Source organism: uncultured Fibrobacter sp., from assembly GCF_900316465.1.
Taxonomy (GTDB): Bacteria; Fibrobacterota; Fibrobacteria; order Fibrobacterales; family Fibrobacteraceae; genus Fibrobacter.
In genome coordinates this window covers 20408-42726 of record NZ_ONDD01000021.1, presented here as the reverse complement: position 1 = coordinate 42726, position 22319 = coordinate 20408, and the positions used below count along the sequence as shown (strand labels likewise).

37 protein-coding genes and 1 tRNA gene are annotated in these 22319 nt (G+C 52.8%); 36 read left to right on the top strand and 2 right to left on the bottom strand.

Features of this window, described 5'->3' with window-relative positions; genetic code table 11:
• The 32 genes from QZN53_RS09670 to QZN53_RS09515 form a co-directional block, all read left to right on the top strand.
• The coding region (locus QZN53_RS09670) for a hypothetical protein (RefSeq protein ID WP_163414374.1) at positions 1–99 on the top strand (99 nt) is incomplete at its 5' end.
• 9 nt (positions 100–108) lie between these two features.
• Positions 109–417, top strand: coding sequence for a 30S ribosomal protein S10 (gene rpsJ, locus QZN53_RS09665; protein WP_088626645.1), 309 nt, complete (start codon positions 109–111; stop codon positions 415–417).
• A 5-nt stretch (positions 418–422) separates the two neighbouring features.
• Positions 423–1040 (top strand): 50S ribosomal protein L3, encoded by a 618-nt coding sequence (rplC, locus tag QZN53_RS09660; RefSeq protein ID WP_072799936.1) that lies wholly within the window; start codon positions 423–425, stop codon positions 1038–1040.
• Positions 1040–1660 (top strand): 50S ribosomal protein L4, encoded by a 621-nt coding sequence (gene rplD / locus QZN53_RS09655; RefSeq protein WP_073057022.1) that lies wholly within the window; start codon positions 1040–1042, stop codon positions 1658–1660. The genes rplC and rplD overlap by 1 nt, the downstream gene beginning before the upstream one ends.
• Positions 1660–1968 (top strand): 50S ribosomal protein L23, encoded by a 309-nt coding sequence (rplW, locus tag QZN53_RS09650; RefSeq protein ID WP_073322853.1) that lies wholly within the window; start codon positions 1660–1662, stop codon positions 1966–1968. Before rplD ends, rplW begins: the two co-directional genes overlap by 1 nt.
• A 2-nt stretch (positions 1969–1970) precedes the next feature.
• Positions 1971–2801 carry a 50S ribosomal protein L2 gene (gene rplB, locus QZN53_RS09645; RefSeq protein ID WP_163438764.1) on the top strand — a complete coding sequence of 277 codons (831 nt, stop codon included), beginning with the start codon at positions 1971–1973 and terminating at the stop codon, positions 2799–2801.
• A gap of 3 nt (positions 2802–2804) precedes the next feature.
• Positions 2805–3089, top strand: a complete 285-nt coding sequence (rpsS, locus tag QZN53_RS09640; RefSeq protein WP_072980626.1) for a 30S ribosomal protein S19 — start codon at positions 2805–2807, stop codon at positions 3087–3089.
• A complete protein-coding gene (gene rplV / locus QZN53_RS09635; RefSeq protein ID WP_072799941.1) occupies positions 3089–3436 on the top strand; it encodes a 50S ribosomal protein L22 in 348 nt (115 codons plus the stop codon). Before rpsS ends, rplV begins: the two co-directional genes overlap by 1 nt.
• 5 nt (positions 3437–3441) lie before the next feature.
• Complete coding sequence (gene rpsC, locus QZN53_RS09630; RefSeq protein ID WP_072799942.1) at positions 3442–4101, top strand: 30S ribosomal protein S3; 660 nt, start codon at positions 3442–3444, stop codon at positions 4099–4101.
• A 2-nt stretch (positions 4102–4103) separates the two neighbouring features.
• Positions 4104–4517 carry a 50S ribosomal protein L16 gene (gene rplP / locus QZN53_RS09625; RefSeq protein ID WP_072799943.1) on the top strand — a complete coding sequence of 138 codons (414 nt, stop codon included), beginning with the start codon at positions 4104–4106 and terminating at the stop codon, positions 4515–4517.
• Positions 4517–4708, top strand: a complete 192-nt coding sequence (gene rpmC / locus QZN53_RS09620) for a 50S ribosomal protein L29 (RefSeq protein ID WP_072799944.1) — start codon at positions 4517–4519, stop codon at positions 4706–4708. The genes rplP and rpmC overlap by 1 nt, the downstream gene beginning before the upstream one ends.
• Before the next feature lie 18 nt (positions 4709–4726).
• On the top strand, positions 4727–4981 hold the full coding sequence (gene rpsQ, locus QZN53_RS09615) for a 30S ribosomal protein S17 (RefSeq protein ID WP_088626646.1): 255 nt from the start codon (positions 4727–4729) through the stop codon (positions 4979–4981).
• 21 nt (positions 4982–5002) lie between these two features.
• Positions 5003–5371 (top strand): 50S ribosomal protein L14, encoded by a 369-nt coding sequence (gene rplN, locus QZN53_RS09610; protein WP_072799946.1) that lies wholly within the window; start codon positions 5003–5005, stop codon positions 5369–5371.
• Positions 5371–5670 carry a 50S ribosomal protein L24 gene (gene rplX / locus QZN53_RS09605; RefSeq protein ID WP_072799947.1) on the top strand — a complete coding sequence of 100 codons (300 nt, stop codon included), beginning with the start codon at positions 5371–5373 and terminating at the stop codon, positions 5668–5670. Before rplN ends, rplX begins: the two co-directional genes overlap by 1 nt.
• A 9-nt stretch (positions 5671–5679) precedes the next feature.
• The gene (gene rplE / locus QZN53_RS09600; protein WP_163438763.1) at positions 5680–6219 is read left to right on the top strand and encodes a 50S ribosomal protein L5; all 540 of its coding nucleotides are present in this window, start codon (positions 5680–5682) and stop codon (positions 6217–6219) included.
• A 9-nt stretch (positions 6220–6228) separates the two neighbouring features.
• Positions 6229–6414 carry a type Z 30S ribosomal protein S14 gene (locus tag QZN53_RS09595; protein ID WP_072799949.1) on the top strand — a complete coding sequence of 62 codons (186 nt, stop codon included), beginning with the start codon at positions 6229–6231 and terminating at the stop codon, positions 6412–6414.
• A gap of 13 nt (positions 6415–6427) precedes the next feature.
• Positions 6428–6823, top strand: a complete 396-nt coding sequence (gene rpsH, locus QZN53_RS09590) for a 30S ribosomal protein S8 (protein ID WP_073057028.1) — start codon at positions 6428–6430, stop codon at positions 6821–6823.
• A 2-nt stretch (positions 6824–6825) separates the two neighbouring features.
• A complete protein-coding gene (gene rplF, locus QZN53_RS09585; RefSeq protein ID WP_072800078.1) occupies positions 6826–7365 on the top strand; it encodes a 50S ribosomal protein L6 in 540 nt (179 codons plus the stop codon).
• A 9-nt stretch (positions 7366–7374) separates the two neighbouring features.
• Positions 7375–7746: a 50S ribosomal protein L18 gene (gene rplR / locus QZN53_RS09580; RefSeq protein ID WP_072799951.1), complete on the top strand. Its 372-nt coding sequence runs from the start codon at positions 7375–7377 to the stop codon at positions 7744–7746.
• Between the two features lie 11 nt (positions 7747–7757).
• Positions 7758–8240: a 30S ribosomal protein S5 gene (gene rpsE, locus QZN53_RS09575; protein WP_072799952.1), complete on the top strand. Its 483-nt coding sequence runs from the start codon at positions 7758–7760 to the stop codon at positions 8238–8240.
• Between the two features lie 13 nt (positions 8241–8253).
• The gene (rpmD, locus tag QZN53_RS09570) at positions 8254–8433 is read left to right on the top strand and encodes a 50S ribosomal protein L30 (RefSeq protein WP_072799953.1); all 180 of its coding nucleotides are present in this window, start codon (positions 8254–8256) and stop codon (positions 8431–8433) included.
• A 1-nt stretch (position 8434) separates the two neighbouring features.
• A complete protein-coding gene (gene rplO, locus QZN53_RS09565) occupies positions 8435–8878 on the top strand; it encodes a 50S ribosomal protein L15 (RefSeq protein ID WP_072799954.1) in 444 nt (147 codons plus the stop codon).
• Positions 8878–10239 (top strand): preprotein translocase subunit SecY, encoded by a 1362-nt coding sequence (gene secY / locus QZN53_RS09560; protein WP_088626648.1) that lies wholly within the window; start codon positions 8878–8880, stop codon positions 10237–10239. Before rplO ends, secY begins: the two co-directional genes overlap by 1 nt.
• Entirely contained in the window at positions 10239–10457 is a 219-nt protein-coding gene (gene infA, locus QZN53_RS09555; protein WP_014546098.1) for a translation initiation factor IF-1, read from the top strand. Before secY ends, infA begins: the two co-directional genes overlap by 1 nt.
• A 28-nt stretch (positions 10458–10485) precedes the next feature.
• Positions 10486–10602 (top strand): 50S ribosomal protein L36, encoded by a 117-nt coding sequence (gene rpmJ, locus QZN53_RS09550; protein WP_014546097.1) that lies wholly within the window; start codon positions 10486–10488, stop codon positions 10600–10602.
• 9 nt (positions 10603–10611) lie between these two features.
• A complete protein-coding gene (rpsM, locus tag QZN53_RS09545) occupies positions 10612–10980 on the top strand; it encodes a 30S ribosomal protein S13 (RefSeq protein ID WP_072799956.1) in 369 nt (122 codons plus the stop codon).
• Between the two features lie 11 nt (positions 10981–10991).
• On the top strand, positions 10992–11432 hold the full coding sequence (rpsK, locus tag QZN53_RS09540) for a 30S ribosomal protein S11 (RefSeq protein WP_083564584.1): 441 nt from the start codon (positions 10992–10994) through the stop codon (positions 11430–11432).
• An 18-nt stretch (positions 11433–11450) separates the two neighbouring features.
• Positions 11451–12425, top strand: a complete 975-nt coding sequence (locus QZN53_RS09535) for a DNA-directed RNA polymerase subunit alpha (protein ID WP_072799957.1) — start codon at positions 11451–11453, stop codon at positions 12423–12425.
• Between the two features lie 2 nt (positions 12426–12427).
• Positions 12428–12892, top strand: a complete 465-nt coding sequence (gene rplQ, locus QZN53_RS09530; protein ID WP_163438762.1) for a 50S ribosomal protein L17 — start codon at positions 12428–12430, stop codon at positions 12890–12892.
• Positions 12893–13124: 232 nt separating this feature from the next.
• The gene (locus QZN53_RS09525; protein ID WP_294652745.1) at positions 13125–14216 is read left to right on the top strand and encodes a polysaccharide biosynthesis/export family protein; all 1092 of its coding nucleotides are present in this window, start codon (positions 13125–13127) and stop codon (positions 14214–14216) included.
• 6 nt (positions 14217–14222) lie between these two features.
• Positions 14223–15425 (top strand): Wzz/FepE/Etk N-terminal domain-containing protein, encoded by a 1203-nt coding sequence (locus tag QZN53_RS09520; RefSeq protein WP_163438760.1) that lies wholly within the window; start codon positions 14223–14225, stop codon positions 15423–15425.
• 3 nt (positions 15426–15428) lie between these two features.
• A complete protein-coding gene (locus QZN53_RS09515) occupies positions 15429–16772 on the top strand; it encodes an O-antigen polymerase (protein WP_163438759.1) in 1344 nt (447 codons plus the stop codon).
• Here QZN53_RS09515 and QZN53_RS09510 read toward each other — a convergent pair.
• On the bottom strand, positions 16713–17945 hold the full coding sequence (locus QZN53_RS09510; RefSeq protein ID WP_163438758.1) for an oligosaccharide flippase family protein: 1233 nt from the start codon (positions 17943–17945) through the stop codon (positions 16713–16715). The two genes, QZN53_RS09515 and QZN53_RS09510, sit on opposite strands and share 60 nt — an antisense overlap.
• Positions 17918–18910 carry an acyltransferase family protein gene (locus QZN53_RS09505; protein ID WP_163438757.1) on the bottom strand — a complete coding sequence of 331 codons (993 nt, stop codon included), beginning with the start codon at positions 18908–18910 and terminating at the stop codon, positions 17918–17920. Before QZN53_RS09505 ends, QZN53_RS09510 begins: the two co-directional genes overlap by 28 nt.
• A gap of 107 nt (positions 18911–19017) precedes the next feature.
• Here QZN53_RS09505 and QZN53_RS09500 point away from each other — a divergent pair.
• The 4 genes from QZN53_RS09500 (at position 19018) to clpX (ending at position 22311) form a co-directional block, all read left to right on the top strand.
• Positions 19018–19097: transfer RNA gene (locus QZN53_RS09500), tRNA-Leu, on the top strand.
• Between the two features lie 38 nt (positions 19098–19135).
• Entirely contained in the window at positions 19136–20395 is a 1260-nt protein-coding gene (gene tig / locus QZN53_RS09495) for a trigger factor (RefSeq protein WP_163438756.1), read from the top strand.
• Between the two features lie 12 nt (positions 20396–20407).
• The gene (locus QZN53_RS09490) at positions 20408–20998 is read left to right on the top strand and encodes an ATP-dependent Clp protease proteolytic subunit (RefSeq protein WP_072799965.1); all 591 of its coding nucleotides are present in this window, start codon (positions 20408–20410) and stop codon (positions 20996–20998) included.
• Positions 20998–22311 (top strand): ATP-dependent Clp protease ATP-binding subunit ClpX, encoded by a 1314-nt coding sequence (clpX, locus tag QZN53_RS09485; protein WP_163438755.1) that lies wholly within the window; start codon positions 20998–21000, stop codon positions 22309–22311. Before QZN53_RS09490 ends, clpX begins: the two co-directional genes overlap by 1 nt.
• The last annotated feature ends 8 nt before the right edge of the window (positions 22312–22319 follow it).

Genomic DNA, 22319 nt, shown 5'->3' with positions numbered 1-22319 from the left:
CTGATCGCCCCGGTGGCAATGGAAAAGCAGCTCCGCTTCGCAATCCGCGAAGGTGGCCGTACCGTTGGCGCTGGCTCCGTAACCGAAATCATCAAGTAAGGAATTATCATGGCTGGTGAACGCATTCGTATTCGCTTGAAGAGCTTCGATCATCGTATGATCGACCGCTCCGCTCAAGACATCGTGAATACAGCTAAGAACACTGGGGCACGCATTGCCGGCCCCATCCCTCTTCCGACGAAGATCCAGAAGTATACGGTGATTCGCTCTCCGCATATCGACAAGACTTCCCGTGAACAGTTCGAATCCCGTACGCACAAGCGTCTTATCGACATCCTTGATGCTACGCCGCAGACTGTTGATTCCCTCATGAAACTTGACTTGCCGGCAGGCGTTGAAGTCGAAATTAAGGTTTAATAACAATGAACGGTATTCTCGCAAAGAAATTGGGAATGACCCAAGTGTTCACGGAACAGGGCGAACGCGTTCCTGTAACGGTTCTCGAAGCCGGTCCGTGCGTGGTCGTTTGCCATAAGACAGAAGAGAAGGACGGCTACACTGCTGTCCAGATCGGCTTTGGTCTCAAGAAAGAACAGCGTGCCAACAAGGCAGAAATCGGCCACTTCAAGAAGGCTGACGTTGCTGTTCGTGAACACCTCGCTGAATTCGATGTCGCTGATCTCGAAGCCTGGCCGGTTGGCAAGGAATTCGGTGCAGCTGACTTCGCCGATGTGAAGACGGTGAACGTCTCTGGCCTCTCCAAGGGTCACGGCTTCTCCGGTACCATCAAGCGCCATAACTTCCACAGCGGTCCTCGTTCTCACGGTACGCACAACATGCGCGAACCGGGTGGTACGTCCGCTCACTCTTATCCGGGTCGCGTTTTCCCGGGCAAGCGTATGGCCGGTCAGTTCGGTAACAAGAAAGTGACCGTGAAGCACCTCCAGGTCGTCAAGGTTGACGGCGACCGCAACCTGATCTTTGTCCGCGGCGCAGTTCCCGGTGCAAAGAACAGCATCATCGTGGTGAGGAAAGACTAATGGCTACAGCAAAGCTTTTCGCCGCTACTGGCGATTTCAAGAATGATATTCAGCTCCCGGCCATGTTCGATCAGGAAGTCAACAAGGTCTGCATGTACTTGCACATCAAGGCTATCCTGAACAACAACCGTCAGGGCACTGCCCAGACCAAGAACAAGTCCGCCGTTAGCGGTGGTGGTCAGAAGCCCTGGAAGCAGAAGGGTACCGGCCGCGCTCGTTCCGGTCAGAACACCTCTGCCGTGTGGGTTCGTGGTGCCAAGGCTCATGGTCCGAAGTCCCATGACTACTTTGAAAAGGTGAACAAGAAGGTCAAGAAGATCGCTTTCCGCTCTGCTCTCGCTGCTAAGGCTGCCGAAGGCAAGGTGCAGGTGTTCGAAGCTCTCGCTTTCAACGCCCCGAAGACTAAGGATCTCCTCGCCGTCCTCAACAAGGCCGGTCTCGAACAGCGCAACGCTCTCTTCCTCGTGAGCGAAGCTGACAAGAACCTTTACCTCTCTTCTAACAACATTCCTTGGTGCCGTTGCGCACGCGTTGCCGATGTCAACACTTACGACATCGTTCGCGCTAACAACGTCGTCATCTCCCAGGCAGCTCTCGCCGAACTGGAAGGAGGCCGCTAATGAGTGAACTTCACGAAATTCTCGTTGCACCGCACATTACCGAAGCTACCGCCCGTTTGATGGCTGCTGTGCGTAATGACGTGCACAAGTATGTATTCAAGGTTGCCAAGACCGCAACGAAGACCGAGATCAAGGACGCTATCGAAAAGCGTTTCGGCGTCAAGGTTGATTCCGTCAATACCCTTATCAACCGCGGCAAGATGAAGCGCGTTCGTATGGGCATGGTCGCCGGCAAGAAGTCCAACTGGAAGAAGGCCTACATCACGCTTAAGGCCGGGCAAAAGATTGCCGAGTTCGAAGGAGTATAATCATGGGTCTGAAGTCTTATCGCCCGCTTACCCCGACGCTGCGCTACAAGCAGATTGGTGACCGCAAGGAAATCACTGCGGACAAGCCGTACAAGCCGCTCACCGAAGGCATCAAGCGTAGCTCCGGCCGTAACAACGCCGGTGAAATCACCTCCCGCCGTCGCGGTGGTGGTCACAAGAAACTGTATCGTATCATCGATTTCAAGCGTCAGTTTGCTGGCATTCCCTGCACTGTCGAAACGATCGAATACGATCCGAACCGTTCCGCTCGTATCGCTCTGGTCAAGTACCAGAACGGCAAGCGCTGCTACATCATCGCCCCGGCTGAAGTCAAGGTTGGTGATGTGCTGAATTCTGGCGAAGGTGCCGAATTCCGCGTCGGTAACGCTATTCCGCTCCGCGATATTCCGCTGAACACCATTATCCACAACATCGAAATGAAACCGGGCAAGGGCGCTCAGATCGCTCGTTCCGCAGGTGCAGGTGCAGAACTCGTCGCTAAAGACGGCAAGCTCTGCCAGGTCAAGCTCCCGAGTGGCGAAGTTCGCTACATTCCGGAAGAATGCCTCGCCGTCGTGGGTCAGGTTTCCAATATCGATCACATGAATGAATCCTCGGGTTCTGCAGGCCGCTCTCGCTGGCTCGGCATTCGCCCGTCCGTCCGTGGTGTCGTTATGAACCCGGTCGATCACCCCCTTGGTGGTGGTGAAGGTCGTACCTCTGGTGGTCGTCATCCGTGCTCTCCTTGGGGTAAGAACTCTAAGGGTGCCAAAACTCGTAACAATAAGCGTACCGATAGGTTTATCGTACGTCGTCGTCAGAAGAGGGCCTAATTCATGTCCAGATCCCTTAAGAAAGGTGCTTTCGTGGATTCCCACGTTTTGAGCAAAGCCCAGGCGATGGCCGGTTCCGACAAGAAACAGGCTATCAAGACCTGGTCCCGTCGTTCCACCATCATTCCTGATATGGTCGGACTTACGTTCTCCGTCTATAACGGCAAGCAGTTCATCCCCGTTTACGTGACCGAAAACATGGTCGGCCACAAGCTGGGTGAATTCTCCATGACCCGCACTTTCCGCGGTCACCGTAAGACTGAAACCGCTGCTGGAGGAAAGAAATAATGCAAGCTGTTGCTAAAGTGAAAAACGTCCGTTACGGCGTTCGCAAGCTCCGTCGCGTTGTCGACCTGGTTCGCGGCAAGTCCGTTGCAGAAGCATTCGCAATGCTTTCTATTCTCCACACGCAGACCAAGGGTGCTCCGCTGGTCGAAAATGCTCTGAAGTCCGCTGTTGCTAACTTCAAGCAGAAGGCCGCTGGTGCCGTTGCCGCCGAAGAACTGGTCGTCAAGACCATCACTGCCGACGGTGGTACCATCATGAAGCGTATCCACCCGCGTTCCCAGGGCCGTGCTTTCCGTATCGAAAAGCCGCTCTCTCACATCACAGTCGTTGTGGCCAACAAGGAGTAATTAAAATGGGTCAGAAAACTCATCCGAATGGTCTTCGTCTTGGCGTTATCCGCGGCTGGGAATCCAAGTGGTATGCCGAAGACAAGTTTGCCGATCTTCTTTATGAAGACATCGTGCTCCGTCGCTACTTGATGAAGCGTTTTGAACATGCCTCCCTTTCCAAGGTCGGCATCGAACGCACCGTCAAGAAGGTGAACGTGAACCTCTTTACCGCCCGTCCGGGTATCGTGATTGGCCGTAAGGGCGAAGAATTGGAAAAGCTCAAGGGCGAACTCCAGTTCCTCACCGGTAAAGAAATCTATATTAACGTCCAGGAAATCAAGCGCCCGGAAACGGATGCCAAGCTGGTTGCCGAAAACATCGCTCGTCAGCTCGAAAAGCGTATTTCCTTCCGTCGTGCCATGAAGCGCGCTATCCAGTCCGCTATGCGCATGGGCGTTGAAGGTATCAAGGTGCAGTGCGGTGGCCGCCTCGGTGGTGCCGAAATTGCCCGCGTCGAAAAGTATGCTGAAGGCCGCGTGCCTCTGCACACTCTCCGCGCCGACATCGATTACGCGACTGCCATTGCTAAGACCGTTTATGGTTCCATCGGTATCAAGGTGTGGATCATGCACGGCGAAAAGATTGGCAAGGACGTCATGAACGATAACAAGAGAGAGAAGTAATTATGCTGAGTCCTAAAAGAACATTACATCGTAAGCAGATGAAAGGCCGCATGAAGGGCATTGCCTCCCGCGGCAACTCCATCGCCTTCGGCGAATTCGGCATTCAGGCTCTTGAAAAGTGCTGGCTGACTGCTCGTCAGATTGAAGCCGCTCGTATCGCCATGACCCGTAAGATCAAGCGCGGTGGCCGCGTCTGGATCCGCGTGTTCCCCGATAAGCCGATTACCCGTCACCCGGCAGAAGCTCGTATGGGTAAGGGTAAGGGCGCCGTCGAATTCTGGGCAGCCGTTATCCTCCCGGGTCGCATCATTTTCGAAATGGGTGGTGTCGAACGTGAACTGGCCATGGAAGCTCTCCATGTCGCAGCACAGAAGCTCCCCCTCAAGTGCAAAATCATCGAAGAATCGGAGATCTAATGAAGGCACGTGAATTAAAGGAACTGGGCGTTGACCAGCTCAAGGAAAAACTGGCTCAGTTGAATCTCGATTTGTTCAATTACCGTATGGCTGCTAAGCTCGGTAACTTGGAAAAACCCTCTTCGATCCGCAATACCCGCAAGGATATCGCTAGGGTCAAGACCATCCTCACCGAAAAGGCCAAGGCATAAGCCGGGCAGGAGCAGGAAATGGATAGAAACCTTCGTAAGGTAAGACAGGGTGTCGTCAGCTCTGACAAGATGGACAAAACCATCACCGTCGTAGTTGAAAACCGTAAGCGTCACCCGGTGTACAACAAGATCATGACCACCACCAAGAAACTCAAGGCTCACGATGAAAACAACGAAGCCGGTGAAGGTGACTTGGTTGAAATCATGGAAACTCGTCCGCTCTCTGCGACGAAGCGCTGGCGCCTCGTTCGCGTTGTAGCTAAGAAGAAATAATCGTTTTGGAGTAAGGCGAATATGATTCAAGAAGAAACCAGACTCGTCGTGGCCGATAACAGTGGAGCCAAGGAAGTCGCCTGCATCCGCGTTTTGGGTGGCACCAACCGTCGCTATGCCAGCATCGGTGATGTCATCAAGGTTGCCGTCAAAGACGCAATCCCCCAGAGCAAGGTGAAGAAGGGTTCCGTAGCTGACGCCGTCGTCGTGCGCACTCGCAAAGAAATTGCCCGTCCGGATGGCACGTTCATCCGTTTCTCGGACAACGCCGTGGTTCTCATCAACAAGGATGGCGAACCTCGTGGAACCCGTATTTTTGGACCGGTGGCTCGTGAGCTCCGCGACAAGAAATACATGAAGATCATCTCCCTCGCACCTGAGGTTCTCTAATGGCAAACATCAAGAAGAATGATAACGTCAAGGTGATTTCCGGTGCCAACAAGGGCAAGACCGGCACCGTGATTAGTGTCAAGGGCGGTAAGGTGACCGTTTCGGGCGTGAATGTCCGCAAGCGTCATGAAAAGCCGTCTCAGACCAATCAGACTGGTGGCATCATTGAAAAGGAACTGCCGATCGACATTTCCAACGTGATGCTCCTCGAAGGCAACACTCCTGTCCGTACCCGTATCGTGCGCGAAGCCGGCAAGAAGGCTTCCCGCGTGAGCGTCAAGTCCGGCAAGGCTATCTAGAGGTAACACATGAACCAGATGAAGCAATTTTATCTCGAAAAAGTAGTTCCGGCCTTGCAGCAGAAGTTTGCTTACAAGAACGTGATGGAAATTCCCCGCCTCCAGAAGATCGTGCTCAACATGGGTGTCGGCGCTGCCGCCTCTAACCGCAAGATCCTGGATGAAGCCGTTGACACCCTGACCGCTATTACCGGTCAGAAGGCCGTCGTCACCAACGCCAAGAAGGCTATCGCTCAGTTCCACCTGCGCGAAGGCATCGGCATCGGTGCTAAGGTCACCCTGCACGGCGAAAACATGTGGGACTTCCTCTTCCGTTTCATCAACATCGACCTCCCGCGTGTCCGTGACTTCCGTGGTCTCGCACGTCGTGGCTTTGATGGCATGGGTAACTTTACCCTCGGCATCAAGGAACAGACGATCTTTGTTGAAATCGACATTGACAAGATTTCTCGTACCTTCGGTATGGACATCTCCTTCGTGACCTCTGCAAAGACGGACGAAGAAGGCCGCGCCCTGCTCGAAGAACTTGGACTCCCCTTCAGGAAGTAAGGTAATACCATGGCAAGCACAAGAATGATTGAAAAATGCAAGCGCACCCCGAAGTATACCGTTCGTGGGTACAACCGCTGCAAGCGTTGCGGTAGGCCGCACGCCTTTATGCGCCGCTTTGGCCTTTGCCGTATTTGCTTCCGCGAAATGGCACTCGCCGGCGAAATCCCCGGTATCACAAAGTCGTCTTGGTAAGGAGAGTATACTCATGGCAATGACAGATCCTATCGCCGATATGCTCACCCGTATCCGCAATGCCGCTTCGGCAAAGCTCCCCGTGGTGGACATTCCTGCCAGCAACTTGAAGCGTGAAATCGCTCGCGTGTTGCAGGAAAAAGGTTTCATTAAAAAGTTCGTCGTCGTTGATGACGGTAAGCAGGGCATCCTCAAGGTCCTCCTCCGTTACACGAAGGGCGAATCCGCTATCCAGGGCATCCAGCGCATTTCTTCGCCGGGTCTCCGTCACTACGTTGACGCCGCAAAGCTTCCGCGCGTTCGCAATGGCCTTGGCTATGCTATCATCTCCACATCTAAAGGCGTGATGACCGACCACGAAGCCCGCAAGGAAAACGTGGGTGGTGAAGTCATCGCAAAGGTATGGTAAAGATGTCCCGTATCGGTAAAGCTATTATCAATATCCCGGCCGGCGTGAAAGTCGCCGTCAATGGTCAGAACATCAAGGTTGAAGGTCCTCTCGGCAAGCTCGAGACCGACGTTCATGAACTGATTGCAATCAAGCTCGAAGGCAACCAGCTTTCCTTCTCTCGTCCTGACGATCAGAAGTTCACCCGTGCCATCCATGGCACCACTCGCGCTCTCGTTGCCAACATGGTCGAAGGCGTGACCAAGGGTTTCCAGAAGACGCTCGAAATCGTCGGCGTTGGTTACCGTGTGGAACAGAAGGGCAAGGACCTCAACTTGGTTCTCGGCTTCTCTCACCCGGTTATCTTCAAGGCCCCGGAAGGCGTTGAACTCAAGGCTGTTGACCCGCTGAAGATCTCCATCAAGGGCATCGATAAGCAGAAGGTCGGCCAAGCTGCGGCAGAAATCCGCAAGTACCGCAAGCCTGAACCGTATAAGGGCAAGGGCATCAAGTACGAAGGCGAAATTGTCCGTCGTAAGCAAGGTAAGAAGACAGGTAAATAAGGGTAAACTATGACTGCAATTGCTAAGAAAAGAATCCAGTCCAGAATCGCACGCCACGAACGCGTACGCAAGTCTGTTGTCGGAACTGCAGAATGCCCTCGTTTGGCTGTTCGCCGTTCCTTGTCCCACATGGTAGCCCAGATTATCGACGACGAAAACAACAAGTCTCTCGTCCAGCTCACCACCACTGCCAAGGAATTCCAGGCTAAGTTTGGTGAAATGACGAAGTCGGAACAGAGCAAGCAGCTCGGTATCCAGATTGCTGAAGTCGCTAAGTCCAAGGGCATTGAATCCGTGGTCTTTGACCGCGGCGGTTACATCTATCACGGTCGCGTTCAGGCTCTCGCTGAGGGAGCTCGTGAAGGCGGACTCAAATTCTAGTGAGGTACACTTTGGAACGCGAAGCTCAAGTTTCTGAATTTGAAGACAAGGTTGTACACATCAACCGTTGCGCTAAGACCGTCAAGGGCGGTCGCCGTATGTCCTTCTCCGCTCTCGTTGTCGTTGGCAACAAGAACGGCAAGGTCGGTGTTGGTCTCGGTAAGGCTAAGGAAGTTTCCGAAGCTATCCGTAAGGGTACCGAAGCCGCCCAGCGTAACATCGTTGAAGTGCAGCTCCTCGACGGCACCATTCCCCACGACATCGAAGTCAAGAGCGGCGCAACCCGCATTCTCTTGATGCCGGCTGCTCCGGGTACTGGTGTTATCGCCGGTGCCGCTGCCCGTGCCGTTCTCGAACTGGCCGGTGTGCGCAACATCCTCACCAAGATTCACGGTTCTTCCAACCCGAGCACTGTCGTGAGCGCATGCCTCGAAGGTCTCTTGGCCCAGAAGAACAAACAGGACTGCGCTGCCCTCCGCGGCGCCAATGCCTAAGGAGTAATACACGATGAAGAAAGTTCGTATTACTTTGATTAAGGGTACTGTCCGTCGTCTCCCGATGCACCGCGCTAACGTGGCTGCTCTCGGCCTCCGCAAGATCGGACAGTCTGTTGAACACGTTTTGACCCCCAGCATCCAGGGCATGATCAATGCCGTGGCTGACATGGTGAAGGTCGAGGAGATCTAAGATGGAACTCAATACTCTCAATCCTGGCAAGGCTGCCAAGGGCAAGAGCCGCAAGCGCATTGGTCGCGGTCCGGGTTCCGGTTGGGGCACCACCGCTGGCCGTGGCCAGAAGGGTGCTGGCGCTCGTAAGAGTGCACAGGCCGGTCGCGTCGCCTTCGAAGGCGGCCAGATGCCGATCCACCGTCGCATCCCGAAGCGTGGCTTCAAGTCTCACTTCGCCAAGGACACGCAGATCGTTAACCTCAAGAAGCTCGCTTCTTGCAGCGTGACGGACTTCGACGCCCAGGCAATGTTTGACCAGGGTTTCATCAAGAACATCGAACTGCCTATCAAGGTCCTCGCTTTTGGTACCATCGACAAGGCAATCAATGTAAAGGTTAACGCCATCAGCGAAAAGGCTAAGGCCATGATCGAAGCTGCTGGCGGCAAAGTCGAGATCGTCTAATGGAAGCTCTCAAGAAAGCCCTTGATGCGTTCGCTAATGCGTTCAAGATTGAAGACCTGCGTAAAAAGCTCCTTTTTACGCTCGGTGTCTTGATTATCTATCGCCTTGGCGCACACATCACTATCCCCGGAGTGAATTCTGCCGTTCTGGCGGAGTTCTTCCGTAACTCGAATAATTTGTTCGGTCTGTATGACTCCTTCACGGGCGGTGCCTTCGCTAAGGCTACCATCTTTGCCCTGGGTATCATGCCGTACATCAGTGCGAGCATTATCATCCAGTTGATGGGTTCCGTGATTCCCGCTATCCAGATGCTTCAGAAGGAAGGTCAGGAAGGGCGTGCCAGGCTGAACCAATATACCCGTTACTTTACGGTAGCTCTCGCTGCCTTGCAGGGATGGGGCATTTCTGTGTGGCTTTCGTCCCTTAAGGTGACAACCGCTACCGGTGCCGGAGTGTCTGTCTTGGCTGATGACTTCTCCTCTGGTGCCGGAAACATCGGTTTCCGTTTACTAGCTACCCTGACCTTCACCGCCGGTACGATCTTCGTGATGTACCTGGGCGAGCAGATTACCTCGCACGGTGTGGGTAACGGTATTTCTCTTATCATCTTCGCCGGTATCGTCGGCGGCCTTCCGCGGGCTGCCCTTGCAGAAATTGAAATGTTTAAGGAAGATATCCAGCCTCTCGCCATCGAGATCTTTATTCTCGCTGTCGTGATCCTGATTATCGGCTTTATCGTATTCGTCGAGCAAGCGAACCGTCGCATTCCACTCCAAAGTCCTCGCAGGACTGTAGGTTCCAAGGTCGTGGGCGGCCAGTCCAGCTATCTGCCTTTCAAGGTGAATACCGCTGGCGTGATCCCCGTGATCTTTGCAAGCTGCATCATGTTCATTCCGGCCATGATCGCTTCCTGGTTCCCGAACGTTTCTGCGATGCAGTCCTTTGCGGCTGCGTTCATCCCGGGTCACATTACCTATAGTGTGATCTTCGCTCTCCTGATTATATTCTTCACCTACTTCTACACGGCAATCCAGTACAACCCTAACGACATTGCCGAAAACCTCAAGAGAAGTGGTGGATTTATTCCGGGAATCCGTCCGGGTAACGAAACTGCAAAGTACATAGACCACGTTCTCACGAGAATTTCTTTGCCTGGATCGCTTTTCCTCGCTTTAATCAGTGTTGGTCCGCTCCATCTCAAAGACGCACTCAATATGAGTTTCTATATTGGGGGCACCTCGGTACTTATCGTGGTCGGTGTGGCGCTGGATACGCTCCGTCAACTCGAAGCCCAGTTGCATACCAAGAATTATGAAGGTTTCCTCAAGCATGGCCGCATTCGCGGCAGGATGGCGTCTTAGTGGCTAAAGAAGAAGGAATACAAGTAGAAGGTGTTGTGTTGGAAGCCCTTCCCAACGCTTTCTTCCGTGTCCAACTCGGAAATGGCCACGAGATTCTCGCTCATGTTTCAGGAAAAATGCGTCGGCATTTCATTCGAATTTTGCCGGACGACAAAGTGTTGGTAGAGATTTCTCCCTACGATCTCAATCGTGGACGAATCACATACCGTTACAAGTAATAGGTATTTTCAAAGAAAGGTCAAACCTATGAAAATCAAAGCCTCCATCAAACCCAGATGTGAAAACTGCAAGATCATCCGCCGTAAGGGTGTATTGCGCATCATCTGTTCGAAGAACCCCCGTCACAAGCAGAAGCAGGGATAAGGAGATCGTATGGCACGTATCGCTGGTGTCGATTTACCGAAAAACAAGACTGTTGAATACGGTCTGACGGCAATCTATGGTGTCGGTCTGTTCACCGCTAATAAGGTCTGTGCTCAGCTGGGCATCGACAAGAACAAGAAGTGTGACGACCTGACTGAAGAAGAACAAGGTAAGATTCGTCATCTCCTCGAAGACGAATACTCTGTGGAAGGTCAGCTCCGCGCAGAAATCACCTTGAACATTAAGCGTCTGCAGGATATTGGCTGCTATCGCGGCATCCGCCACCGCAAGGGTCTCCCTGTTCGCGGTCAGCGCTCCCGTACCAATGCCCGCACTCGTAAGGGCCCCAAGAAGACTGTGGCTAACAAGAAGAAGTAAGGAGATTCATCGTGGCTGAAGAAGAAATTAAGGAAACTGCTGCCGCTGCCGAAGCTCCGGTCGCTGCTGCTACAGAAGAAAAGGTCAAGAAGGGCAAGAAGCGTATTGACATCCAGGGCATCGCCTGCGTGTTCGCTTCCTTCAACAATACAATCGTTTCTATCACCGATGCTCGCGGCAACGTGGTCGCTTGGGGCTCTCCGGGTAACTCCGGTTTCAAGGGCTCTCGCAAGAGCACTCCGTTTGCTGCCCAGCTCGCCGCTGAAGTCGCTGCCCACAAGGCTTTCGACCTCGGTATGCGCAAGGTAGATGTCCGCGTCAAGGGCGCAGGTGGCGGTCGTGAATCCGCTGTCCGTGCTATCAAGAATGCGGGCCTCGAAGTTCTCTCTATTCGAGACGTGACGGGCGTTCCGCACAATGGTTGCCGTCCTAAAAAGAAGAGAAGAGTCTAATTAAAAGAGGTATCGCCAATGATGTGGAAATCACTTCAGATGCCGCGCAGCTTCCAGAAAGTGGAAACCGGCGAAGATGGTCGCTACGCCAAGTTTGTCGTAGAGGCTTTGGAACGTGGCTGGGGTATTACCCTCGGTAACGCCCTCCGTCGCTCGCTCCTTTCCTCTCTGCAGGGTGCGGCTATTGTCTCCGTGAAAATTGAAGGCGTCGATAAGGAATTCTCGACGATTCCGGGTGTGAAGGAAGATGTCACTGACATTATCCTGAATCTCAAGAGCATCCGCGTGAAGCTCCTGTCCGACCACGACGAAACGCTCCGCCTGGACATGTCCGGCGAAGGCGAAGTCACGGCCAAGGACTTCATGGACAATCCGAATGTCGCCATCTTGACTCCGGACGTCCATATCGCTACTTTGAACGGTAACGCATCGCTCTCCCTGGAAGTGAAGATTTCCAGCGGTCGCGGCTACGTCACTGCCGACGAATTGAAGGACAAGGACGCTCCTATTGGCGTGATCGCCATGGACGCCAACTTCAACCCGGTGCAGAAAGTCGCGATGCACATCAGCGATACCCGCGTTGGCCAGAAGACGGACTACAACCGTCTGGAACTGGAAATCACGACTGACGGTTCCATTGATCCGGAAGACGCTCTTGCATACGCTGCAAAGCTCCTCATGGACCACTTGGAAATCTTCATCAACTTCGAAGGCGATCTCGAAAGCCCCGAAGAACTTGAAATGGATGAAGAACGTCAGCGTATCGCCCAGCTCCTGCGCACCCGCGTGGACGACCTGGAACTCTCCGTTCGCTCCAGCAATTGCCTCCGTATGGCTAACATCCATACCGTTGGCGAACTTGTGCGCAACAAGGAAAACGATATGCTTAAATACAAGAACTTCGGTCGGAAGTCCTTGGTGGAACTTAACGAGGTGTTGACCTCCATGGGCCTCTCTTTTGGCATGGACGTCGATGACTACTTGAAGGATTAAACATGAGACACGGTGTAAAAAACAAGAAATTGGGCGTTAACGCTCAGCACAAGCGTGCCATCCTCCGCGCTCTTACCACTTCTATTCTTGAGAAGGGCATGGAAGCCGAGCAGAGCAACCGCTACGTGCGCACTACTCTCCACAAGGCTAAGCTCGTCCGCAGCTGCGTGGATCGCATGATCACTTATGCAAAGAAGGGTGACCTTTCTGCACGTCGTGAAGCTTCTCGCTTCGTGATGAGCCCGAAGGCTGTGCAGGACCTGTTCGCAACGATCGGTCCGCGCTATGCTGGCCGTAACGGCGGCTATACTCGCATCATCAAGCTCGGCCCGAACCGCGCTGGTGACGCATCCGAAATGGCTCTCGTCGGTCTCGTCGAAGACGAAATCGTCGTGAAGACCAAGAAGGCTGCCGAACCTGCCAAGTCCGAAGCCGTTAGCATGGTCGAAGGCGAAAGCAAGGCATAATTGATCTTTGTGCAAAAGATTGAAGCAGGGTTCCGGTGAGAATCGGGCCCTGTTTTTTTTGTAGTAGGGCTTAGGGGGCTTTAGATAAAAAATCCAAGCTACAATTAGCTGACAATTTGTACCTTCAGCCTTTATTTTTGTATTTTATAGAAACATGCGTAACTTTATACTATTCATAGCTTTACTTTGCGTTAGCCTTTTTGCCGATGACGACCTTTTTGGCTCGGGACTGATGTCTACGAAGAGGAGTGGAATCTCGTCGCGCAGTTCGGCCGTGATGCAGCCAGCTTCTGCAGAAGCCCCTGTTGATTCGAGCTACGTGCTTGGCCCCGGCGACTTTTTGGACTTGATGCTCGAAGACAATTATTTGACTGTGCAGGTGTATCCGGATGGATCTGTCGCCATTGAAGAATGCGGTGGCGTTATCGTGGGTGGCAAGACGCTTGCCGAGGCGCGAGAACTGATTCTGGACCTTGCAGCCAAGCGTTACAAGCGTGACCAGTGCTTTGTGCAGCTTTCCGTGCTCAAGAAATTCAAGGTGAACGCCATGGGTGCCATTTCGGAAGTGGGCCAGCAGTTGGTGGAACCGCAGACGAGACTTAGCATGTTTTTGCGCAAGGTGGGCGGAACCCTTTTGAGCGCCGACATCGAAGATGTGCAGGTGATTCGTGGTAAGGATACGATTCACGTGGATTACAGCGCCATGGCGACGAAGGGCGAATTCGATAACGACATCATGCTGGAACAGGGCGACAAGGTTTATGTGCCGTTCGTGAAGATGGGCGAAAACGTTTCGTTGATTTTCCCGGGCTACAGGACCAGTGCCGCATACCAGGAAGGTCGTACCTTGCAGGAATACTTCGACCTGGTCGGAGGTTACCGCCTGCATAACTACGGCTACAAGGCCGCTTGCGTTCGTGAACCGGGCAAGGCCCCGCGCTGGATCGATATTTCCGAAATGAGCAAGACGACTGTTGCACCGAATACCGAAGTGGAATTCTCCGTGCAGGAAATGCTTGTGTATGTGGGCGGTGCCGTGAACTATTTGGGTCGCTATCCTTACGATCCTTCGTGGCATGCCATTGATTACGTGGCGGCCTCTGGCATCAACACGATTACGGGTTCGTGGAGCCAGATCAAGGTGTGGCGCGGCAAGAGCCCTGAACCTTTGAAACTGAGCGTGACCGAAGACCAGATTATGCCGGGCGACTATATCGAAATCCCGAAGAGCCATTACGAATCTTTCAAGGATTTCACGTTGTTCTTGGCGTCGCTCCTTACGGTGATTTCTTCGGCATTCATCATTTACGTCAACTATAAGTAGTTTTGTATGGAAAAGCAGGAATCTGTCGGTTTTATCGAAGTCTGCCTTCGCTTGCTGAATAACGACTTGAAGCATTTCAAGTTGTGCCTAGCGATTGTCCTTATTCCCACGATCGTAGCCTTTGTGCTTGTCATGTGGGTCATTAAGCCTGTGTATGCGGCGACGGCTGTGGTGACTCCGCCGTCTTCGTCTCAGACTTCGTTGAACGGTTTGAGTTCAATGCTCGGTGGCGCCTCTGGCATGGGCGCGCTCCTTGGGCTTTCCAATAGCGACGAAGATGAGAACGCTGTCTGGACGATTTTCAATTCGTGGGAATTGCATGACCAGGTGATTCGGGAATTCAACCTGGCGGAGCATTATGAATTCGATGGCGATTTCCATGCGGACTTGTTGAAGGAATTCCGCAAGAATTTTGCGGTAGAACTCAACAAGGAGGACATGTTCGCCGTCTCCATGGAAGACGAAGACTTTAGGCTTGCCGCAAAGATTGTAGCCTTCATGCTTGAAAAGGCGGACTCCGCATTTAACGCCTTCAAGACGGCGCAGGCTAGGCAGTCAAGAATTTATTTCCAGAGCAGGCTCGATTCCTGTGAAATGGCTCTGGATTCCTTGATCAAGGAATTTGTGAAGTTCCAGGTGGACAACAATTTCTATGACCCTGATGTTCAGCTTGAATCGACAATCAAGTACTTGGGTGCCTTGCAGGCTAAGCGCGAAGAGGTGTCGATTGAAATGGCTTTCGAAAAGGCTGACCGCGGTGAAAAGAGCAAGCGCTATGACGAACTTACCAAGCGTTACCAGGGCGTGAATTCGGCCTTGCACGGTGCCTTGAAGGGTCGCCACGAGAACATGGGCATGGTCGCCCTCAAGAAGTCTCCGGAACTTGCCGCCGAATACATGCGCCGCGAAACAGAGATTCGCGTGCAAGAGGCCATGTACAAGTTGCTTCGCCAGCAGAGCGAACAGATGCGCATGGAAGAAGCGAAGATGCTTACGAACTTGCATGTGCTTGAACCGCCTTGGGAAAACGACAAGAAGATTTACCCTCTGAGAGGTGTCACCCTGGTGTTCGTGTTTTCTGTGGCCTGCATTATTGCGACTATTGTCAGCAACTTGCTTGGCTACCTGGCCAGCGAATCGAAGCGCGGGTCCTCGGTAGCTATGGAATGGAACACCTTCAAGGGATTCTTTAAAAAGAACAAGGGCTAGCCCGTGTTTTCGTGGATAGTAGAATATCCGGTCAGCGCCGCCCTTCTTCTGGTAGTCATTTTTTGCCTATTCCAGTCTTGGTGGTTCAAGAAGGATTTCTTTAGTCCGCTCAATGTCTATTGCTTTGCGCAGTGCATTACCCTCGCTATCTCATATCTGCAGATAAACAGGGCGATGAGCGACTTTAAGCTTTATACCTGGGGCGTGTGGCTTCTCGGATTCTTGTCGTTTGTAGGCGGCTGTATTATTGCGAGGCTTCACGCGAAGTCGAAGGGATTGCCGGTCAACGTTGCAGAGCCTGTGGCTCCCAGGCGTTATAACTGGACTATTCACCTGGTGCTTTCGTTCGGCGTGTTCTGCCTGTTCCTTGTGGGCGTTTATGGCGTATACTCGGTGGTGGGCAACCTGATCATATTCACGGATAGCCCGGCCAAGTGGATGACGAAAGACATCAATTACGGCTATTACACACTCCTGTTCAATAGCGGTCCGTTATGTGTACTGCTTTTCGGCGTAGCGTCTTTTAAGAAGTTCAACGACGTGCGGTGGGTACGCCATGTAGCCTTTGTCATGGTGTTTGTAACGATCGCCGTAAACCTGATGACGTACCCGAACAGAACGACTCTGTTTTTCAATGCGGGTTTCTTCTTGATTTTTGTGAACTACCTGTACAAGCGGATTTCGCCGATTGTCATTACGACACTTTTGGTGATTGCCATTGCGGTGTTCGTGTCGATTAGCAGTCTTCGTGACCAGTATGGTGGTAGTTCCGCCGAAGGCAAGGCGATGGATGTGGTGCTGGAACTGCCCTACAAGTACTTGGCGAACAACTACTGGAACCTGGATTATGCGCTGAACCCGCCGACCGACCGCGAAATACACCCGCACACCTACGGTATCGACTTCTTTAACGGCATATTCGAATACGCAAGACTCACGGGTTCGTTCAGGACCAGTTTCCGCTGGGATGACGCCTTTAACGAAAGAATCCAGAAAGTTTATGGGTTCAACACGGTGAACTATCTATGGGAAGTTTATAAGGATTTCCACTTGCTCGGAGTGCTTTTGTTCCCGTTTTTGTGCGGGCTTGGGCTCACGGTGCTTCATTTGCGTTTGTGCAAGCCCTTTACCCCGCGGCAGATTCTGATGTATACCTACTTCATCTACTTTGTGGGGTGGTGGTTCTTTACGGCGGGTTACAAGCAAGGCATTTTCTGCATCTGGGGTGCGATTATCTATTTCGTTTCTACCGTGTGCATGTGGCAAAAGCGCGGCACGGAAAAAGAATTACCAGCGGAACCTGCGGTTCTTGACAAAGTAAGCGAGCAGGAACAGGCTCAGGCATAAATCGCCCGAAAGGGTGAGCATCGGAATGTAGGGCGCCTTGAGCAGGCTTGCGCCACCGATACAGACTGCAATATTTATCACGCCGCCAATGGTAATCATGGTGCCGTAGAGCCATGTGCGTTTTTCCTTGAGCAAGGTCGAAATCATTCCCATGCGTGTCGCTTGCAGAATCAGGGAGCAGGCGAGAATGCGCAGGCAGTAGCAACTGGTTTCAAGGACGTCGGGTGTCCAGGGGGCGGCAAAGAAAACGATGCGGAGCGTGTATTGCGGGAACAGCCAGAAGGGCGTCGTGACCGCTACGATGAAAAGCGTGAATACGGCCTGGTCGCGCAGGTGGAGAACGCGTGTATCGGTCTGGTGCAAGGTAATGAGGCTTGATGAAATGAAGTGCACCATGAGGCTTGAGGCGAGAAAGACGAGCTTGTGCGAGAAATTGTAGGCACCCAGGAACTCGGGCGTTGTAAAGTGCGCTACCGTGTAAAGGCCAACCGGCAAGTAGGCGAAGCTTGCGATGCTCGAAAGCGCATAGGGACATGCCGATTTGAACATGAGCTTGAAGAACTTGGCCGTGTGCAAACCGATGCGGAAAATCTTGAAGGTGAACGCCTGACCGACACCGAACCCGAACGCGGGCAGGGCTGCAATCACCATGGCAAGCGCAATCAGGGGAATGGAATCGAGTTTGAGTACCCAGAGGGCGATTCCCATGACGGCACAGTAAGACAGTGTGTGGAGAACTTTTGAAATCAGGAGCTTTTTCCAGAAGTTTCCGCAAATGAAGTACCAGTCGAAAAACGCATGCTGAAGAAGCAGGCCAAGTGCAAGAACCAGTTCGCCCTCAAAGATATCGCTCCCTCTTCGGACGGTGAATGCGAAGACGACCATGGCAATGGCTGTCAGCGCCGTCATAAAGAGTCTCAGTTGCAAAACGTTGGTGAACAGGGTACCGTTTGTCGCGCGCTTGCCGAAAAAGGCTAGAATCAGCGTTGCCATGCCAAAATCGGCGAGGGCGCAGAAAATGGTGTAATCGCTTTGCAGGATTCCGAAGGATCCGAACTTGACAATTCCCAAATTGTTCGCGATAAGGTTCTGGACAAGGACAGAAACTCCCTGGATGAGGATATTGACCAGAGATATGAAAACGCCTATCTTGATGTTTCTGAGTGCTTGCATGATTGGATGCGTTTCTGGATAAAGACGGTGAGGGGGAGGATGATTCCGCAAGCGAATGTATAGAGCGCAATCTTTAATTCAGTGGAGGCGTCGGGCAGGACTCTTTTGACGACAATCGAAACGCACACGATGACGAGCCAGTGCAAAACGTAATAGGTCATGGAATCCTTGCCGATGGCTTGCAACCTTATTTTTTCGAGTAGGCGGATTTTGGCGATATGGTCGAGGATGACGATGCCTGCAAGCGATGCGGGGAACCATAAGAAATATAAACCGCTAGAGACATGGTGGAGTCGCATGTCTACTTGCGGGTTGTTGGAGGCAAAGATGGCGATGAACGTTACGATGGCGGCTATAAGGACGGGACGCTTGAATTGCTTGTCTTTTAAGAAATGTCCGGCAGCAAGGAAGCATAGACCTGCAGAGATGTTTCCGAAATAATGGGGCAGGTCCAGGGGCGCGTGCATAAAGGCGCAGGCGGCAAGGAATCCGATAATGGCGATGATGTGGTCGGGCAGTTTTTTGAAGAGAATGTTGAAAATGATTCTTGCGAAGAAAAGGCTGAACAGGAACCAAAGCGGCGGGTTACTTTCGAGGGCGCCGCCCATAAGGAGGGCGTGCAGGTTGTCTCGAATGAAGCCTACGGTCGTAAAGCCTTCGTGGCTCATTTTGGCGGCGTATTCGAGGCAGGCGCCGAGGAATGAAAATAAGGCAAAGGGAACCAGGAGCCTTTTGGCCGAAGCCTTGATTTCGACGAGGGTCGGTTTTTCGCGAAAGAACATTCCGGCCTTGAAGAAAAACCAGGGCATCATGAAAAATATCAGGCTGCACCAAAAAGTGTACAGGGATTGTTGCCCTTGCCACAGTCCCGCATGTTGCGTGATGTGGCCGAATACCATATGGATAATCAGAAAACCGCAGGCGATATCGGGGTAGAGTTGTCTTTTGGTCGGTGTGATTTCCATGACTAAAAATTAGCATCTTTCTTTTGCAAAATCGCCCTTCCTAACGATAAATAAGGTGAATGGAGGTATCGGTAAATGAAAAATTTTGTATCTTTGGGTGCAAAATCGCGAGAGTGGCGGAATTGGCAGACGCACCAGACTTAGGATCTGGCACTTCGGTGTGAGGGTTCGACTCCCTCCTCTCGCATGTTTTTCAATACTTTTTAACAGACTCTCGGAGTTCATATGAGCGTAGAAATCAAAGAAACAAGCGCAACCGTGCGCACCCTCGAAATCACCATCCCGCAGGCAGACCTCACTGCCCCCTTCGAAAAGAAACTGGGCCAGTACAAGAAGCAGGTGTCCATGAAGGGTTTCCGTCAGGGCATGGTGCCGAAGGCCATGATCCTCAAGCAGTTTGGCGACGCCATTCGCCATGAAGCTGTGGACGAAGTCGTGAACAAGCTCGTTCAGGAAGCGCTCAAGAACGCAAACATCATTCCGGTTGGCTCCATGAAGGTTGTGGACTTCAAGGATGACAAGTCTAACGACATCGCACTGAAGGTCGAAGTCGAAATGGACCCGGAAATCGACATCAAGGGCTATGCTGACACGGGTATCACCGTTCCGGAAACCGCCGTTCACGAAGAAGAAGTCAAGGCCGAATACGACCGCTTGATTCAGATGTGGAGCAAGGACGAACATGTGGACCGCGCTGCCAAGAAGGGCGACGTCGTGGTCGGTAACTACATCGAAGTCGTGATCGACGGCGAAAAGCAGGAACTCCCGGAAAACAAGGAATTCCGTTCTCTCCTCGGCGAATCTGCCTCTCCGGGATTCGATGAAGGCCTCACGGGCGCTTCTGCCGGCGAAACCAAGGAAATCAACTTCAAGTACCCGGATGACCACAAGGACGAACGTTATCGCGGCAAGACCGCCCAGTTCAAGGTCGAAATCACCGACGTGCGCGAAATTGTTCCGCCGACCATGGACGAAGAATTCTGCAAGCAGATTGGCGTGAAGGATGTCGAAGACCTGAAGAACAACCTCGCCGAAGGCCTCGCTAACCAGAAGCAGGACAGCGCCAAGAACAAGGCTATCAACGAAGCTATCGACAAGATTATCGAAGCCAACCCGTTCGAAGTGCCGAAGGCTCGCGTCTATGACCTCATCAAGTGGACGCTGAACCGCAACGCCCAGAGCGAAAAGGACGTGGTGGAACCGACCGAAGAACAGCTGAACGGCCTCACTCCGGAAGCTATCCGTGAAATCAAGAAGCACCGCATTCTCGACTTCATCGCTACCAAGGAAAAGATCAAGCCGGCTCAGGCTGACGTTGACGCTCGCCTGAAGCAGATGGCTGACGCTTACCACGTGGACTTCGAAACCCTCAAGGGCCACTTCCGTCAGTCCGGCCGTATCAACCAGCTCCGCGACGAACTCCGTATCCAGATGGCTGCCGATTTCATCGTCGGTGTCCGCCCGGCTGCTGAAGAAAACAAGTAAGAGGTATACTGAATGATCATCCCTACCGTCATTGAGACCACCGGACGCGGTGAACGCGCCTACGATATCTATTCCCGTCTCCTTAAGGAACGCATTATCTTTTTGGGCACTCCGATTAACGACGAAGTGGCAAACAACGTCATGGCCCAGTTGATTTTCCTTGAATACGAGAATCCGGAAAAGGATATCACGCTGTACATCAACAGCCCGGGTGGTTATGTGTCGGCAGGGCTTGCCATTTATGACACCATGCAGCATGTTCGCCCGAACATTGCGACCATCTGCATTGGTAACTGTGCTTCGATGGCTGCAGTGTTGCTTGCGGCAGGTACCAAGGGCAAGCGTTATGCGCTCCCGCACTCCCGCATTATGCTTCACCAGCCGTCTGGCGCTGCTACCGGTCAGTCGACCGATATCCAGATTACCGCAAAAGAAATCGTGCGCACCAAGGAAACCTTGGCCGAAATCGTTGCCAAGCATACCGGCAAGTCGATTGACGAAGTCCGTGAAAAGACCGACCGCGATTTCTATATGGGCCCCGAAGAAGCAAAGGCCTTCGGTGTCATCGATGAAATCTTTGTTCCGCGTAAAGAGGGCATTTAATGTATCGTAGCGGGAAAAATCACCCGACGGTTACGTGTAGTTTCTGCGGCAAGCCCGCAGAACGCGTCGAGAAGATGATTACGGGCGCAGGCGTTCAGATTTGTAGCGACTGCGTTGCGATGTGTCATCGCATTATCGAAGAAGACCGCATGCGTGCAAAGCAGGAAACTGCTGCTGCCGAGGCTTCGTCGAAACCGCTCCCGCTCCCGACCGAAATCAAGGCGCACCTGGACGAATACGTGATTGGCCAGGACCAGGCGAAGACTGCCCTTTCTGTGGCTGTCTATAACCACTACAAGCGCCTGCGCTACAAACAGGCTCACCCCGATGCGCAAGAAGTCGAAAAATCGAACTTGCTGTTGGTGGGCCCGACTGGTTCGGGCAAGACGCTCTTGGCTCAGACCATGGCGCGCTTCCTGGATGTGCCCTTTACTATTGCCGACGCTACCGTGCTGACTGAAGCGGGTTATGTGGGCGAAGACGTGGACAGCATTATCGTGCGCCTGTTGCAGGCCGCTGACTACGATGTGGCCCGCGCCGAACGCGGTATTATCTTTATCGATGAAATTGATAAAATTGCCCGCAAGACGGCGAACCCCTCCATTACTCGCGACGTAAGTGGCGAAGGCGTGCAGCAGGGTCTTTTGAAGCTTCTGGAAGGTACGGTTGCTGCAGTTCCGCCGAAGGGTGGCCGTAAGCATCCGGAACAGCCGCTGGTGCAGGTGAATACCAAGAACATCTTGTTCATTTGCGGTGGCGCCTTCGAAACGCTGGACAAGATTATTTCTCGCCGCGTGAATACGGGTGGCATGGGCTTTGGCGCCGATATCCGTAGCGCCGAAGAAAATTCGCTCAGCGAACTCTTCAAGCTCTTGGAACCCGATGACCTGATTCAGTTCGGTCTTATTCCTGAAATCGTGGGCCGCTTGCCTGTGGCTGTCGCCCTCGAAGAACTTGATGAAGCGGCGCTCCTGAATATTCTGACCCAGCCGAAGAACGCCCTTGTGAAGCAGTACAAGAGCTTGTTTGAAATGGACGGAATTGAGCTCAAGTTTGAAGACGATGCCCTCAGGGAAATTGTCCGCGAAACGATGGTCCGCAAGACAGGTGCTCGCGGGCTCCGCTCTGTGATGGAAAAGACCTTGCAGAAGGCCATGTTCGATATGCCGGGTTCTGGCAACAAGGAATTCGTGGTGACCGCTGAAATCGTGAAGAACGGTCTCAAGGCCCCCGAAAAGAAGACTGCCGACAAGACGGTCGCTCTCGATGCCGGTGCCGAAACGGCAAAGAAAACCCGCAAAAAGGCTTCGTAGCTAATTGT

What these genes read in the sequence shown, in the direction of transcription:
- rplX (WP_072799947.1), top strand. Translation starts at nt 5,371, where the DNA reads ATGGCAAACATCAAGAAGAATGATAACGTCAAGGTGATTTCCGGTGCC.
- rplO (WP_072799954.1), top strand. Translation starts at nt 8,435, where the DNA reads ATGGAACTCAATACTCTCAATCCTGGCAAGGCTGCCAAGGGCAAGAGC.
- rpmC (WP_072799944.1), top strand. Translation starts at nt 4,517, where the DNA reads ATGAAGGCACGTGAATTAAAGGAACTGGGCGTTGACCAGCTCAAGGAA.
- rplD (WP_073057022.1), top strand. Translation starts at nt 1,040, where the DNA reads ATGGCTACAGCAAAGCTTTTCGCCGCTACTGGCGATTTCAAGAATGAT.
- rpmJ (WP_014546097.1), top strand. Translation starts at nt 10,486, where the DNA reads ATGAAAATCAAAGCCTCCATCAAACCCAGATGTGAAAACTGCAAGATC.
- QZN53_RS09595 (WP_072799949.1), top strand. Translation starts at nt 6,229, where the DNA reads ATGGCAAGCACAAGAATGATTGAAAAATGCAAGCGCACCCCGAAGTAT.
- rpsS (WP_072980626.1), top strand. Translation starts at nt 2,805, where the DNA reads ATGTCCAGATCCCTTAAGAAAGGTGCTTTCGTGGATTCCCACGTTTTG.
- rplF (WP_072800078.1), top strand. Translation starts at nt 6,826, where the DNA reads ATGTCCCGTATCGGTAAAGCTATTATCAATATCCCGGCCGGCGTGAAA.
- QZN53_RS09535 (WP_072799957.1), top strand. Translation starts at nt 11,451, where the DNA reads ATGATGTGGAAATCACTTCAGATGCCGCGCAGCTTCCAGAAAGTGGAA.
- rpsJ (WP_088626645.1), top strand. Translation starts at nt 109, where the DNA reads ATGGCTGGTGAACGCATTCGTATTCGCTTGAAGAGCTTCGATCATCGT.
- rplW (WP_073322853.1), top strand. Translation starts at nt 1,660, where the DNA reads ATGAGTGAACTTCACGAAATTCTCGTTGCACCGCACATTACCGAAGCT.
- rplC (WP_072799936.1), top strand. Translation starts at nt 423, where the DNA reads ATGAACGGTATTCTCGCAAAGAAATTGGGAATGACCCAAGTGTTCACG.
- rpsM (WP_072799956.1), top strand. Translation starts at nt 10,612, where the DNA reads ATGGCACGTATCGCTGGTGTCGATTTACCGAAAAACAAGACTGTTGAA.
- rplB (WP_163438764.1), top strand. Translation starts at nt 1,971, where the DNA reads ATGGGTCTGAAGTCTTATCGCCCGCTTACCCCGACGCTGCGCTACAAG.
- QZN53_RS09525 (WP_294652745.1), top strand. Translation starts at nt 13,125, where the DNA reads ATGTCTACGAAGAGGAGTGGAATCTCGTCGCGCAGTTCGGCCGTGATG.
- rpmD (WP_072799953.1), top strand. Translation starts at nt 8,254, where the DNA reads ATGAAGAAAGTTCGTATTACTTTGATTAAGGGTACTGTCCGTCGTCTC.
- rplV (WP_072799941.1), top strand. Translation starts at nt 3,089, where the DNA reads ATGCAAGCTGTTGCTAAAGTGAAAAACGTCCGTTACGGCGTTCGCAAG.
- tig (WP_163438756.1), top strand. Translation starts at nt 19,136, where the DNA reads ATGAGCGTAGAAATCAAAGAAACAAGCGCAACCGTGCGCACCCTCGAA.
- secY (WP_088626648.1), top strand. Translation starts at nt 8,878, where the DNA reads ATGGAAGCTCTCAAGAAAGCCCTTGATGCGTTCGCTAATGCGTTCAAG.
- clpX (WP_163438755.1), top strand. Translation starts at nt 20,998, where the DNA reads ATGTATCGTAGCGGGAAAAATCACCCGACGGTTACGTGTAGTTTCTGC.
- rplN (WP_072799946.1), top strand. Translation starts at nt 5,003, where the DNA reads ATGATTCAAGAAGAAACCAGACTCGTCGTGGCCGATAACAGTGGAGCC.
- rpsC (WP_072799942.1), top strand. Translation starts at nt 3,442, where the DNA reads ATGGGTCAGAAAACTCATCCGAATGGTCTTCGTCTTGGCGTTATCCGC.
- rpsQ (WP_088626646.1), top strand. Translation starts at nt 4,727, where the DNA reads ATGGATAGAAACCTTCGTAAGGTAAGACAGGGTGTCGTCAGCTCTGAC.
- QZN53_RS09490 (WP_072799965.1), top strand. Translation starts at nt 20,408, where the DNA reads ATGATCATCCCTACCGTCATTGAGACCACCGGACGCGGTGAACGCGCC.
- QZN53_RS09505 (WP_163438757.1), bottom strand. Translation starts at nt 18,910, where the DNA reads ATGGAAATCACACCGACCAAAAGACAACTCTACCCCGATATCGCCTGC.
- QZN53_RS09520 (WP_163438760.1), top strand. Translation starts at nt 14,223, where the DNA reads ATGGAAAAGCAGGAATCTGTCGGTTTTATCGAAGTCTGCCTTCGCTTG.
- rplE (WP_163438763.1), top strand. Translation starts at nt 5,680, where the DNA reads ATGAACCAGATGAAGCAATTTTATCTCGAAAAAGTAGTTCCGGCCTTG.
- rplQ (WP_163438762.1), top strand. Translation starts at nt 12,428, where the DNA reads ATGAGACACGGTGTAAAAAACAAGAAATTGGGCGTTAACGCTCAGCAC.
- rplR (WP_072799951.1), top strand. Translation starts at nt 7,375, where the DNA reads ATGACTGCAATTGCTAAGAAAAGAATCCAGTCCAGAATCGCACGCCAC.
- rplP (WP_072799943.1), top strand. Translation starts at nt 4,104, where the DNA reads ATGCTGAGTCCTAAAAGAACATTACATCGTAAGCAGATGAAAGGCCGC.
- QZN53_RS09510 (WP_163438758.1), bottom strand. Translation starts at nt 17,945, where the DNA reads ATGCAAGCACTCAGAAACATCAAGATAGGCGTTTTCATATCTCTGGTC.
- rpsH (WP_073057028.1), top strand. Translation starts at nt 6,428, where the DNA reads ATGGCAATGACAGATCCTATCGCCGATATGCTCACCCGTATCCGCAAT.